The 13,248-nt window shown below is 72.0% G+C and carries 10 protein-coding genes; 1 reads left to right on the top strand and 9 read right to left on the bottom strand.

Annotated elements, in window-relative coordinates:
* Positions 1-7: 7 nt before the first annotated feature.
* The 7 genes from topA to bldG all read right to left on the bottom strand — a co-directional run bounded on the left by topA (position 8) and on the right by bldG (position 9,932).
* The gene (topA, locus tag ACZ42X_RS11335) at positions 8-2,881 is read right to left on the bottom strand and encodes a type I DNA topoisomerase (protein ID WP_468287073.1); all 2,874 of its coding nucleotides are present in this window, start codon (positions 2,879-2,881) and stop codon (positions 8-10) included.
* A gap of 412 nt (positions 2,882-3,293) precedes the next feature.
* On the bottom strand, positions 3,294-3,491 hold the full coding sequence (locus ACZ42X_RS11330; protein ID WP_361425937.1) for a hypothetical protein: 198 nt from the start codon (positions 3,489-3,491) through the stop codon (positions 3,294-3,296).
* Positions 3,492-3,673: 182 nt separating this feature from the next.
* Positions 3,674-5,185, bottom strand: a complete 1,512-nt coding sequence (locus ACZ42X_RS11325; protein ID WP_468287070.1) for a DUF7059 domain-containing protein — start codon at positions 5,183-5,185, stop codon at positions 3,674-3,676.
* Positions 5,186-5,345: 160 nt separating this feature from the next.
* Positions 5,346-6,011, bottom strand: coding sequence for a small secreted protein (locus ACZ42X_RS11320; protein ID WP_468287068.1), 666 nt, complete (start codon positions 6,009-6,011; stop codon positions 5,346-5,348).
* A gap of 182 nt (positions 6,012-6,193) precedes the next feature.
* Complete coding sequence (locus tag ACZ42X_RS11315) at positions 6,194-8,584, bottom strand: sodium-translocating pyrophosphatase (protein WP_468287065.1); 2,391 nt, start codon at positions 8,582-8,584, stop codon at positions 6,194-6,196.
* A gap of 282 nt (positions 8,585-8,866) precedes the next feature.
* Positions 8,867-9,328, bottom strand: coding sequence for an ATP-binding protein (locus ACZ42X_RS11310; protein WP_361425949.1), 462 nt, complete (start codon positions 9,326-9,328; stop codon positions 8,867-8,869).
* 262 nt (positions 9,329-9,590) lie between these two features.
* Positions 9,591-9,932: an anti-sigma factor antagonist BldG gene (gene bldG, locus ACZ42X_RS11305; protein WP_468287061.1), complete on the bottom strand. Its 342-nt coding sequence runs from the start codon at positions 9,930-9,932 to the stop codon at positions 9,591-9,593.
* A 79-nt stretch (positions 9,933-10,011) separates the two neighbouring features.
* Between bldG and ACZ42X_RS11300 the strand changes: the two genes are divergently transcribed.
* Positions 10,012-12,489, top strand: coding sequence for a DEAD/DEAH box helicase (locus tag ACZ42X_RS11300; RefSeq protein ID WP_468287058.1), 2,478 nt, complete (start codon positions 10,012-10,014; stop codon positions 12,487-12,489).
* Here ACZ42X_RS11300 and ACZ42X_RS11295 read toward each other — a convergent pair.
* Both ACZ42X_RS11295 and ACZ42X_RS11290 read right to left on the bottom strand, forming a co-directional pair.
* Complete coding sequence (locus tag ACZ42X_RS11295) at positions 12,431-12,868, bottom strand: Rv3654c family TadE-like protein (RefSeq protein WP_468287055.1); 438 nt, start codon at positions 12,866-12,868, stop codon at positions 12,431-12,433. The two genes, ACZ42X_RS11300 and ACZ42X_RS11295, sit on opposite strands and share 59 nt — an antisense overlap.
* Positions 12,865-13,194, bottom strand: a complete 330-nt coding sequence (locus ACZ42X_RS11290) for a TadE family type IV pilus minor pilin (RefSeq protein ID WP_468287497.1) — start codon at positions 13,192-13,194, stop codon at positions 12,865-12,867. Before ACZ42X_RS11290 ends, ACZ42X_RS11295 begins: the two co-directional genes overlap by 4 nt.
* Positions 13,195-13,248: the final 54 nt, after the last annotated feature.

The following is a 13,248-nucleotide window of genomic DNA, read 5'->3' as shown; positions in this document are numbered from 1 at the left end:
CTCGTCCCTACTCCTCCGACGACGCCTTGGAGGCCGTGGCCTTCTTGGCGGCGGTCTTCTTGGCGGCGGTCTTGGTCGCCGTCTTCTTCGCCGCGGTCGTCTTCGCCGCCGTCTTCTTGGCGGTGGCCTTCTTCGCGGTGGTCGTCTTCGCGGTGGTCGTCTTCTTCGCCGCCGCCTTCTTGGCCGGCGCCTTCTTCGCGGTCTTCTTCGCCGGGCCCTTCGCGCGCTTCTCCGCCAGCAGCTCGTAACCGCGCTCCGGCGTGATCGTCTCCACGCTGTCGCCGGTGCGCAGGGTGGCGTTGGTCTCGCCGTCCGTGACGTACGGTCCGAAGCGGCCGTCCTTGACGACGACCGGGCGCTCGCTCACCGGGTCGGTGCCCAGCTCCTTCAGCGGGGGCTTGGCGGCGGCGCGCCCGCGCTGCTTCGGCTGGGCGTAGATGGCGAGGGCCTCCTCCAACGTGATCGTGAAGAGCTGCTCCTCATCCGTCAGGGACCGCGAGTCCGTGCCCTTCTTCAGGTACGGGCCGTAGCGGCCGTTCTGCGCGGTGATCTCCACGCCCTCGGCGTCCGTGCCCACGACGCGCGGCAGCGACATCAGCTTGAGCGCGTCCTCCAGGGTGACCGTGTCGAGGGACATGGTCTTGAAGAGGGAGGCCGTGCGGGGCTTGACCGCGTTCTTGCCGGTCTTCGGGGTGCCCTCGGGGAGGATCTCCGTGACGTACGGGCCGTAGCGGCCGTCCTTCGCGACGATCGTGTGACCGGTCGCCGGGTCCGTGCCCAGCTCGTACTCGCCGCTCGGCTTGGCGAGCAGCTCCTCCGCGAGCTCGACGGTGAGCTCGTCGGGCGCGAGGTCGTCCGGGACGTCGGCGCGCTGGTGGTTTTCCTGGTCCTTCTCGCCGCGCTCCACGTACGGGCCGTAGCGGCCGACGCGCAGCACGATGCCGTTGCCGACGGGGAAGGAGGAGATCTCGCGGGCGTCGATCGCGCCCAGGTCGGTGACCAGTTCCTTCAGGCCGCCGAGGTGGTCGCCGTCGCCGTTCCCGGCCTCGGCGGCGGCACCCGCGGCTCCGGCCGCGTCGCCCTCACCGAAGTAGAAGCGCTTCAGCCACGGCACCGCCTGCGCCTCGCCGCGCGCGATGCGGTCGAGGTCGTCCTCCATCTTCGCGGTGAAGTCGTAGTCGACGAGCCGGCCGAAGTGCTTCTCCAGCAGGTTGACGACGGCGAAGGAGAGGAAGGACGGCACGAGGGCCGTGCCCTTCTTGAAGACGTATCCGCGGTCGAGGATCGTGCCGATGATCGAGGCGTACGTCGACGGGCGGCCGATCTCGCGCTCTTCCAGCTCCTTGACCAGCGAGGCCTCGGTGTAGCGGGCCGGCGGCTTGGTGGCGTGGCCGTCCACGGTGATCTCTTCGGCGCTCAGCGCGTCGCCCTCGGCGACCTGCGGCAGCCGGCGCTCGCGGTCGTCGAGCTCGGCGTTCGGGTCGTCGGCGCCCTCGACGTACGCCTTCATGAAGCCGTGGAAGGTGATCGTCTTGCCGGACGCGGAGAACTCGACGTCCCGGCCGTCGCCGGCGTGGCCGCCGATCTTGACGGTGACGGAGTTGCCGACGGCGTCCTTCATCTGGGAGGCGACGGTCCGCTTCCAGATCAGCTCGTACAGCTTGAACTGGTCACCGGTCAGTCCGGTCTCGGCGGGCGTGCGGAAACGATCACCCGAGGGGCGGATCGCCTCGTGCGCCTCCTGCGCGTTCTTGACCTTGCCGGCGTACACGCGGGGCGCGTCGGGCAGGTAGCCGGCGCCGTACAGCTGCGTGACCTGGGCCCGGGCCGCCGCGATGGCGGTCTCGGACAGGGTCGTCGAGTCCGTACGCATGTAGGTGATGAAGCCGTTCTCGTACAGCTTCTGGGCGATCTGCATGGTCGCCTTCGCACCGAAGCCGAGCTTGCGGCTGGCCTCCTGCTGGAGTGTGGTGGTGCGGAAGGGGGCGTACGGGGAGCGGCGGTACGGCTTCGACTCGACCGACCGGACGCTGAAGGAGGTGTCGGCGAGGGCGGCGGCCAGGGCGCGCGCGTTCGCCTCGTCCAGGTGCAGGACCTGGCCGGCGGAGGACTTCAGCTGCCCGTCGGAGCCGAAGTCGCGGCCCTGGGCGACGCGCCGGCCGTCGACGGTGGCGAGGCGGGCCGTGAGGGTGGACGGGTCGGAGGGGTCCCCGGCGCGGCCGGTGGCGAAGGTGCCGGTCAGGTCCCAGTACTCGGCGGAGCGGAAGGCGATGCGCTCGCGCTCGCGCTCGACGACGAGGCGGGTGGCGACGGACTGCACGCGGCCGGCCGACAGCCGGGGCATGACCTTCTTCCACAGGACCGGCGAGACCTCGTAGCCGTAGAGGCGGTCGAGGATGCGGCGGGTCTCCTGGGCGTCGACCATGCGCTTGTTCAGCTCGCGCGGGTTGGCGACGGCGGCCTGGATCGCGTCCTTGGTGATCTCGTGGAAGACCATCCGGTGGACCGGGACCTTGGGCTTGAGGACCTCCAGCAGGTGCCAGGCGATGGCCTCGCCCTCGCGGTCCTCATCGGTGGCGAGGAAGAGCTCGTCGGACTCGGCGAGCTGCTCCTTGAGCTTCCTGACCTGGGCCTTCTTGTCGGCGTTGACGACGTAGATGGGCTGGAAGTCGTGTTCGACGTCCACCCCGAGGCGGCGCACCTCGCCGGTGTACTTCTCGGGCACCTCGGCGGCGCCGTTGGGGAGGTCGCGGATGTGCCCGACGCTCGCCTCGACGACGTAACCGGGGCCGAGGTAGCCCTTGATCGTCTTCGCCTTGGCAGGCGACTCGACGATGACGAGTCGGCGGCCGCCCTGTGCGGTCTCGCTGGTCGGGGACAACTTCGCTCTTCTCTCCGGTCGACGCTCGGTGGAGTGTGCGGCGCGGTGCGTGCGCATGGCCTGCCCGCGCACCGTCTGCACTGCTCACACACTGCTCACGCACTGTGCTCGCTTCTGCTCGCTTCTGCTCGCTCACAGCTGTGATGCTGCTGTCGCTGCGGAGTGTGACGGTACAACCCGCCCCCGTGTCAAACGGCAAAAGACCGCAACGGCCACTCGAACGGTAACCCGAGTCCGGCCATTCCTGCCGCCCGGACTCCCCTCACGGCACGGAGCCGCCCATTCCGCCGTCACCCCGGACGGGGCTCCGGCGGCGGTCCCGGAAGACTCCGGTGGCGGCTGCTGCCGTGGTGCTCGCCACGGCGTCCGCCGCGGCTGCCGCTCCTCCAGGGAGCGGTTCTCGGATCGGTTCTCAGACCCGGCCGAAGCACCACGCCCCGAGGATCACGAACGACGCTCCGAGGCAGGTCGCGAAGGTGACCGCCGCCACCGGGCTGACTCCGTACGCCACCGGGGCGCGGTGCAGTACACGCGCTCCGGTCCACACGAGCAGCGCCGCTCCGAACAGCGTGAACGCCACGCCGGCGAAGATGGCCGGTCCGCTCTCCATGCCCGTACCCCGTTCCGTTCCCAGGTGCTTGCGTGCCCTCAGGGGCGAGGCTGACACCTTCGGACGTCAGGAGCGCGAATTGCGGGTGAACGGCGCGGGGTGGACGGCTCCGGTTCACCCGCGCGGCGCCTTCACGATCTTGGCCGGTTTCCTCCCTTTCCCGGCGGGTGACACGACCGGTGTCACCTGGCCGCCGGCTCCAGGAAGCCCTCCTCCACCAGCAGCCGGATCGCTTCCGGGGTGCGGTCCCGCAGCAGCACCGGGTCCTCCCCCAGCAGCTGCGCGATCGCGTCGAGGATCCGCCCGGCGCTCAGGGATCCGTCGCACACGCCGGCGAAGCCCGCGCCGACGGCGTCCACCTTGGTGGCACGGCGCATGCCGCGGTGCTGACGGAGCACCACGTGCTCGGGGTCCTCGGCGCCGGGCAGGCCGACCTGCTCCTGCACGACCTCGGGTGCGAGCAGGAAGTGGTCGGCGAGCAGGGCCGCGTCGTCGCGCGACCGCAGGTAGTCCTGGCGGGCGAAGTGCGCCCGGACCGTCTCGCCGAGCGGTTGTTCGACCGGGTGCGGCCAGTCCTCGATCACGATCGACGGCTGCTCGGCACCGGACTTGCGCAGCGTGATCCACCCGAAGCCCACGGCCTTGGTCTTGCGCGCCTCGAACTCGTCCAGCCACGCCTCGTACCGCGCCTCGTACGCCTCCCGTCCCGCCCGGTGGTCGCCCGCGTCCCGCAGCCACAGCTCGGTGTACTGGGTGATGTCCTGCACCTCGCGCTGCACGATCCAGGCGTCGCAGCCGAGCGGCACCCAGGAGCGCAGCCGCTCCTGCCAGTCCTCGCCCTCGACGTGCTGCCAGTTGGCGAGGAAGTGCGCGTACCCCCCGTCGTTGAGCCGGTCGCCCGCCTGCTGGACGAGCGTGCGGCACAGGTCGTCGCCGCCCATGCCACCGTCCCGGTAGGTCAGCCGGGCGCCGGGAGAGATGACGAACGGCGGGTTCGACACGATCAGGTCGTACGACTCCGACTCCACCGGCTCGAAGAGCGAGCCCGTGCGCAGGTCGGCCTCCGGCGCCCCGGACAGCGCGAGGGTGAGCCGGGTGAAGCCCAGCGCCCGCGGGTTGAGGTCGGTCGCCGTCACCCGGGTGGCGTGCTGCGCGGCGTGCAGCGCCTGGATGCCGGAGCCGGTGCCGAGGTCCAGCGCGGAGCCGACGGGCGTGCGCACGGTGATCCCGGCGAGCGTGGTGGAGGCGCCGCCGACACCGAGGACCACGCCCTCGCCGTGACCGCTCGCCCCGCCGGCGCCGCCCACGGCGCAGCCGAGGTCGGAGACGATGAACCAGTCCTCGCCCTCGGGGCCGCCGTACGGGCGTACGTCCACGGTGGCGCGGATCTCCTCGCCCTCCTCGGCGACCCAGCCGTCGGCGAGCGCCTCCTCCAGCGGCAGCACGGCGCGCGCCCGGTCCCGCGGCACGGGCCGCTGGAGCAGGAACAGCCGCACGAGGGTGTCGAGAGGCCCGTCCCCGCGGGTGGCGCGCAGGGCGGGCACCGTCTCGCTGCGAGCGAGCGCGGCGTAGGCGGCTGCGCCGAGGCGCTCCAGCAGCCCGTCTGCGGTGAAGTCGGCCGCGAGCAGGGCGTCGCGGAGGCGGGCGGCGCGGTCGGGCACCGGGAGGCTGGCGAGAAGGCTGGTCGTACTCACCTGTTCATTGTGACCGCCACCACCGACAACCGCCGATCGGCCCGGCGCCGATGGGCCCGGCGCCGGGCCGACCGCGGACGGATGCCGAACCGACCGCGGACGGATGCCGAACCGGCCGCGGACCGGTGGCGCCGGACCTGAGGCGAGCGGGCGCGTCGCGCTACTCGGAGCCCTTGCCGCCGCTCGGCGAAGCGCTCGCCGCGGCGGAAGCGCCCGCCGCGGCCGAAGGAGAGGCGGCGGAGCCGGGCTTGGCCGGCGGGGGCGTCGGCGAGGCCGTCGCCTTGGCCTTCTGGCAGCCGGGCTGCTTCGCCATCGCCTGGCCCAGCTCGCCGGACTGCAGCTTGGCCAGCGCGTCCTGGTCCATCTTCTCGATGCGCTTCAGCCCGTCGGCGACGGCGGACAGCCCGTCGGCGAACTTCCGCTGGTCCTTGGGGTCGAGCGCGTCGACCTGCTTCTTCAGCCCCTCGTACGCGGTGGCGGTGTCGTTGAGCTCCTTGACCGCGTCCTGCTGGAGCTTCTCGCCGTTCTCGACGGGCGGCGCGCCGGCCTCCTGTACGGCCTTGGCGAGCGCCTTGTCGGCGTCGGCGATGTCCTGGAAGGCCTTCGAGTCCGCGGCCTGGATGTCGGCGGGCTTGCCGTCGGCGGCCGTGGAGATGATGGCCTGCTGGGCGTTGGCCCTCTTCTGGATCTGCGGCTGCGCCTGGTCGCACACCTTCTTGGCCCAGGCGTCCACCTTGCCGCCGTCCTCGTCGTCGCCGCCGCAGCCCGACAGCACGAGCATCAGTACCGCACCGCCGGACAGTGCGGCCGCAAGCTTCTTGTTCACCGGATCGGTCCCTTCCAAGGCTCTCGGCCCCGGAACATACACGCCAAGTGGGCGACATCCGCGTGTCGTGCGACCATTTCGTACGCTCTTGCACCGTTTGCACCAAGGGAGAGACGGCTCACGCCGACACGCGAGCGGGCGGACGGAACGTCATTTCGCTCCGCCCGCCTGCTGACCAGGCGCTAGATCGCGGGCGCCTTGCTCGCCACCCTTTCCGGCGAGTTGTTGTCTTCATCACCCATCGACACGGTGCGCCGCTTGGAGACGTACACCGCCGCGATGATGACGACGATCGACAGCGCCGCCACCCCCGCCCGTACGCCGGGGCTGGCGTCGTCGCCGTAACTGAACTGCACGATGGCGGGCGCGATGAGCAGTGCCACCAGGTTCATGACCTTCAGCAGCGGGTTGATGGCCGGTCCGGCGGTGTCCTTGAAGGGGTCGCCGACGGTGTCGCCGATGACGGTCGCGGCGTGCGCCTCGCTGCCCTTGCCGCCGTGGTGGCCGTCCTCGACGAGCTTCTTGGCGTTGTCCCACGCGCCGCCGGAGTTGGCGAGGAAGACGGCCATCAGGGTGCCGGTGCCGATGGCGCCCGCGAGGTACGCGCCGAGGGCGCCGACGCCGAGGCTGAAGCCGACGGCGATCGGGGCCATGACCGCGAGCAGGCCGGGCGTGGCCAGCTCGCGCAGCGCGTCCTTGGTGCAGATGTCGACGACGCGCCCGTACTCCGGCTTCTCGGTGTAGTCCATGATCCCGGGGTGCTCGCGGAACTGCCTGCGCACCTCGTAGACCACGGCTCCGGCCGACCGCGACACCGCGTTGATCGCCAGCCCGGAGAAGAGGAAGACGACGGCGGCGCCGAGGATCAGCCCGACCAGGTTGTTGGGCTGGGAGATGTCCATGACGAGATTGCGCTCGGTGGCCAGGGCTCCCACGTCGGCGACCGCCGTGGCGATGGCGTCGCGGTACGAGCCGAAGAGCGCGGCCGCCGCGAGGACGGCGGTGGCGATGGCGATGCCCTTGGTGATGGCCTTGGTGGTGTTGCCGACGGCGTCGAGGTCGGTGAGGACCTGGGCGCCGGCGCCCTGGACGTCGCCGGACATCTCGGCGATGCCCTGGGCGTTGTCGGAGACCGGGCCGAAGGTGTCCATGGCGACGATGACGCCGACGGTGGTGAGCAGGCCGGTGCCGGCCAGCGCCACCGCGAAGAGCGCGAGCGTGATCGACGCGCCGCCCAGCAGGAAGGCGCCGTACACCGACAGCCCGATCAGCAGCGCGGTGTAGACCGCGGACTCCAGGCCCACGGAGATGCCGGCGAGGACGACCGTGGCCGGACCGGTCAGCGACGACTTGCCGATGTCCCTGACCGGGCGGCGGCTGGTCTCGGTGAAGTACCCGGTCAGCTGCTGGATCAGGGCGGCGAGCACGATGCCGATGGCGACGGCCACCAGGGCGAGGACGCGCGGGTCGCCGCCGTGGGTGCGGATGGCCGACTCGGTGACGCCGTCGAGGGCGGCGTAGGAGGAGGGCAGGTAGACGAAGACGGCGGCGGCGACGAGCGCGAGCGAGATCAGCGCGGAGATGAAGAACCCGCGGTTGATGGCGGTCATCCCGCTGCGGTCGGCGCGCCGCGGGGCGACCGCGAAGATGCCGATCATCGCGGTCACCACGCCGATCGCCGGAACGATCAGCGGGAACGCCAGTCCGAGGTCGCCGAAGGCGGCCTTGCCGAGGATCAGCGCGGCGACGAGCGTCACGGCGTACGACTCGAAGAGGTCGGCCGCCATGCCGGCGCAGTCGCCCACGTTGTCGCCGACGTTGTCCGCGATGGTGGCGGCGTTGCGGGGGTCGTCCTCGGGGATGCCCTGCTCGACCTTGCCGACGAGGTCGGCGCCGACGTCGGCGGCCTTGGTGAAGATGCCGCCGCCGACGCGCATGAACATGGCGATGAGCGCCGCGCCGAGGCCGAAGCCCTCCAGCACCTTGGGGGCGTCGGCGGCGTATACGAGGACCACGCAGGAGGCGCCGAGCAGGCCGAGGCCCACCGTGAACATGCCGACGACGCCGCCCGTACGGAAAGCGATCTTCATCGCCCGGTGGGAGACGACCGTGAGGTCCTTTTCCGGCTGGCCGGGTGCGGGAGTGGCCTCCCGCGCGGCCGCCGCCACGCGCACATTGGCGCGTACGGCCAGACGCATGCCGATGTATCCGGTCACCGCCGAGAAAAGCGCGCCGACCAGGAAGAAGAGCGAGCGGCCCGCGCGCTGCGACCAGTTGTCCGCCGGCAGCAGCATCAGCAGGAAGAAGACGACGACGGCGAAGACCGCGAGGGTCCGCAACTGCCGCGCCAGATAGGCGTTCGCGCCTTCCTGTACGGCTGCCGCGATCTTTTTCATGGCGTCGGTGCCCTCACCGGCGGCCAGGACCTGCCGTACGAGGAGCTGGGCCACGACCAGCGCGGCGAGCGCCACGGCCACGATGACGATCACGATGACGCGATTGTCGTCGGTGAGTACCGCGGCGGCGAGAGAAGTGGGGTGCCCGGACAGCTGTGTTTCGAAGAGCCCCGCCATTCGTCCTCCTTGACGTCAGAAGAGCTCAAGATGTGGACGGATTGTAGGGAGCGGAACCCGATCAAAACAGGGCGCCGTAGAACAGAATTGACCTTCCCTGGCCGGTCGGCAAATGATCGGTTTCGGGAAACCACTCGAACGCAGTAATACTTTTGATCTTCCCTACGGTGATCGACGATCAATTCCAGTGATCGGCCATTGCCCGGGAAATGGAAAAAGGCCCTGCTCAGCAGGGCCTTTCGAGACTGCTCACGTCACCGGTGACGGGTGCGGTGGGTGAGGTCAGGGAAGCGTGGTGGTGGGGCTCGCCGGCCAGCTCATCCGGATGACGCCGCCGTGCTCATCGGCCGAGACTTCCACGTCGTCGACGAGCCCGCTGATGACCGCGAGGCCCATCTCGTCCTCGCCCTCCGCGTCGTCGAAGTCCTCGGCGGGCACGGAGGAGCCGCCGGTGAGCGGAACCCCCGCGGCGTCGGCGTCGGCGACGGCCGCGCCCGGCACGTCGTCGGCGACCTCGATGGAGAACGCCTTGTCCTCCTCGGTCAGCGCGACGCGGATGGGGGCGGTCACGCCGTTGCTGCGGTGCAGCCCGACCGCGCGGGAGCAGGCCTCACCCACGGCGAGCCGGACCTCGTCCAGCACGGCTTCGTCGACTCCGGCCCTGCGCGCCACGGCGGCTGCCACCAGACGGGCGGTCCTGACGTGCTCGGGCTGGGCGCTGAAGCGGAGTTCAACGGTGGCCATGCGATCCCCCTCGGACATGAGAGCGTGCGAGCGTGCGTCTGAGAGGACCGGGCTGGACGCCCGGCACCTCTGCCCTGCCCTCCGGAGGCCGGCTCCTCGCGGGGGCTGTGTGCGCCCTCGAAGGGCCCTTCCGGCCCGGGCCTTGTCCAGACCTGGTTCCGGAAACCTGCTCCGAAACCGGGCCCGGGCGACGGTCAGGGCCCCGGAGAGCTCCTCCGGAGGCCCTGCCTCCGGAGGCTCGTACCGGAAGGCTCCGGCCGGCTCAGTCGGTCGCCGCGACGGCTTCGTCCACCGAGGTGTGGATGGGGAACACCTTGGTCAGACCGGTGATCCGGAAAATCTTGAGAATGCGCTCCTGGTTGCAGACCAGGCGCAGGGAACCCTCGTGCGCGCGGACGCGCTTGAGGCCACCCACGAGCACGCCGAGGCCGGTCGAGTCGAGGAAGTCCACGCTCTCCATGTCGACGACCAGGTGGTAGTTGCCGTCGTTCACCAACTCGACCAACTGCTCGCGCAGCTTGGGCGCGGTATACACATCAATCTCGCCACCGACCTCGACGACCGTACGGTCGCCCACATTGCGAGTCGACAGGGACAGGTCCACGGATCCTCCAGCACCTTGCTATCGAGCGGTCGTCCCTCGGATCTCCCCAGCGGAGCCCGGGGACCGATCGCCAGCCGCGATGGCATTCAATCACTTACCAGCAGCCATGCACGACGCCTTGGGAGCATTGTCGGTCAGGCCGGTGACACACTCGGTGCCGATGGCCATGAATCACCGCCCCAGTCGACCTCCCGAGAACGTGGGCTCCCGCCCCTCCCCCGGCACGGTCCTCGACCGGCTCACCGCGGGGGCGAACCGGGCTGCGCGCATCACTCATACGGAGCACCTGCCCCCTCGGGCGGGTCGGCATGCCCTCTGGCCCGATCGGATCCGGCCGGAGGTGATCAAGGCCATCGGGGCGGCCGGTATCGACCATCCGTGGGCCCATCAGGCCGCCGCCGCGGAGCTGGCCCTCGACGGGGAGTCGGTCGTCATCGCCACCGGCACCGCCTCCGGCAAGTCGCTCGCCTATCTGGCGCCCGTCCTGTCCGCACTGCTCGACGGCTCGGAGGCGCCCAACGGCCGGGGCGCCACCGCGCTGTACCTCGCCCCCACCAAGGCCCTCGCCGCCGACCAGCGGCGCTCGGTCAAGGCGCTGGCCGCCCCCCTGGGCAACCGCGTCCGGCCCGCCGTCTACGACGGCGACACGCCCATCGAGGAGCGGGAGTGGGTCCGCCAGTACGCCAACTACGTGCTGACCAACCCGGACATGCTCCACCGGGGCGTACTCCCGTCGCATCCCCGCTGGTCCTCCTTCCTGCGCGCCCTGCGCTACGTCGTCATCGACGAGTGCCACACCTACCGGGGCGTCTTCGGCTCCCACGTCGCCCAGGTGCTGCGGCGCCTGCGCCGCCTCTGCGCCCGCTACGGCTCCTCCCCCGTCTTCCTCCTCGCCTCCGCCACCGCCGCCCAGCCGGCCCTGGCCGCCGGGCGCCTCACCGGTCTGCCCGTGGCCGAGGTCGCCGACGACGCCTCGCCGCGCGGCGAGCTGGTCTTCGCCCTGTGGGAGCCGCCGCTGACCGAGCTCCAGGGCGAACAGGGCGCCCCGGTCCGCCGTACCGCCACCGCGGAGACCGCCGACCTCCTGACCGACCTGACCGTCCAGGGCGTCCGGTCGGTCGCCTTCGTACGCTCCCGGCGCGGCGCCGAGCTGATCTCCGTCATCGCGAAGGAGCGCCTGGCGGAGGTCGACCGCTCGCTGGCCCAGCGGGTCGCCGCCTACCGGGGCGGCTACCTCCCCGAGGAGCGCCGGGCGCTGGAGCGGGCCCTGCACTCCGGCGAGCTGCTCGGGCTCGCCGCGACCACCGCCCTGGAGCTGGGCATCGACGTCTCCGGCCTGGACGCCGTCGTGATCGCCGGGTACCCCGGCACCCGGGCCTCGCTGTGGCAGCAGGCGGGCCGCGCCGGGCGCTCCGGCCAGGGGGCGCTCGCGATCCTGGTCGCCCGCGACGACCCGCTGGACACGTACCTCGTGCACCACCCCGAGGCGCTGTTCCGCCGGCCGGTCGAGTCGACCGTCCTCGACCCGGACAACCCCTACGTCCTCGCCCCCCATCTGTGCGCGGCGGCGGCCGAGCTGCCGCTCACCGAATCCGACATGGCGCTGTTCGGCCCGGCCGCTCCGGACCTGCTGCCGCAGCTGGAGTCGGCCGGCCTGCTCCGGCGACGCGCGTCGGGCTGGTACTGGACGCGCCGCGAACGGGCCGCCGACCTGACGGACATCCGGGGCGAGGGCGGCAGCCCCGTCCGGATCGTCGAGGCGGGCACGGGCCGGCTGCTGGGCACGGTCGACGAGCCCGCCTCCCACGCCGCCGTCCACGAAGGCGCCGTCCACCTCCACATGGGCCGCACCTACCTGGTGAAGGAGCTGGACCTGAAGGACTCGGTGGCCCTGGTCGAGGAGGCCAATCCGCCGTACTCCACCACCGCCCGCGACACCACCTCCATCTCCGTGCTGGAGACCGACACCGAGATCCCGTGGGGCGACGGGCGCCTCTGCTACGGCTCCGTCGAGGTCACCAACCAGGTCGTCTCCTTCCTGCGCCGCCGCCTGATCACCGGCGAGGTGCTCGGCGAGACGAAACTCGACCTGCCGCCGCGCACCCTGCGCACCCGCGCCGTGTGGTGGACCGTCACCGAGGACCAGCTGGACGCCGCCCGGGTGAACCCGGAGCAGCTGGGCGGGGCCCTGCACGCCGCCGAGCACGCCTCCATCGGCCTGCTGCCGCTCTTCGCCACCTGCGACCGCTGGGACATCGGCGGGGTGTCCGTCCCGCTCCACCCGGACACCCTGCTGCCGACGGTCTTCGTGTACGACGGCCATCCGGGCGGAGCGGGCTTCGCGGAGCGCGCCTTCCACACCGCCCGTGAGTGGCTCACCGCGACCCGTGAGGCGATCGCGTCGTGCGAGTGCGAGGCGGGCTGCCCTTCCTGCATCCAGTCGCCCAAGTGCGGCAACGGCAACGACCCGCTGCACAAGCGCGGCGCCGTGCGCCTGCTCACGGAACTGCTGCGGGGAGCCCCGGCTGCCCCCGAGGAGGCCCCGCCCTCGCCCTGACCTGCGGCGCGTACGGCCCGAAACGGGCCCGTGCGGTCACGTCGGCGATCTCGCCGCGCACGGCGCACCGCACCACCTCGGCCTGCTGGGCGCGGGCGACCCGGGCCGCCGCGGCGCAGGGGTGCTCGCCGCCCCACAGGGCCAGGTCGGCCGCCGCGAGGGCGGCCAGGTCGGCCGCTCCACCCGCCCGGTGCCGGGCGGCCACGGCCTGGCCCAGGGCCAGGACCACCGCGAAGACCGTGCACAGCACGCTCGCCGCCATGACGACCCACACGGTGGCGACACCCCGGTCGGCGGCGCCCCTCACCTTGCCCCGGTCCTCGCGGCGGCACGCGCTCCGGGCGACCGCCGGGGCCGGCGGCCGGGCCGGCCCCCTCACGGCTCCACCCCCACGGTGTCCTCGGCGAGCGCGGCCGCCTCCGCGCGCAGGGTCAAGGCGAGCGTGCCCGGCCCCGGCGCCGGGGCCTCCACCCGTACCCGCCACAGCTCACCGGCCCGCTCCATCGACACACGCGCCCCCGTCGGGGCCGCCGAGCGGGCGGCTGCCACAGCGGTTTCGCGGGGCTCCGAGCGGGCCGCCGCCCGCGCCCCGGCGCGTGCTGCGTCCACGCACTGGATCTGTGCGGCGGCCGCCGCCAGCGCCCAGATCAGCACCATCGTGAAGGCCACCAGGGCAGGGATCACCACCGCCGCCTCGGCGGTCACGGAGCCCCGGTCATCGACGGCGAGCGCGAAGCCCCGGTCACCGCCGGCGGGCGC

Source organism: Streptomyces sp. NPDC030862 (assembly GCF_055571835.1).
The sequence above is the reverse complement of the archived record's forward strand: the minus strand, read 5'-3'. Positions and strand labels throughout refer to the sequence as shown.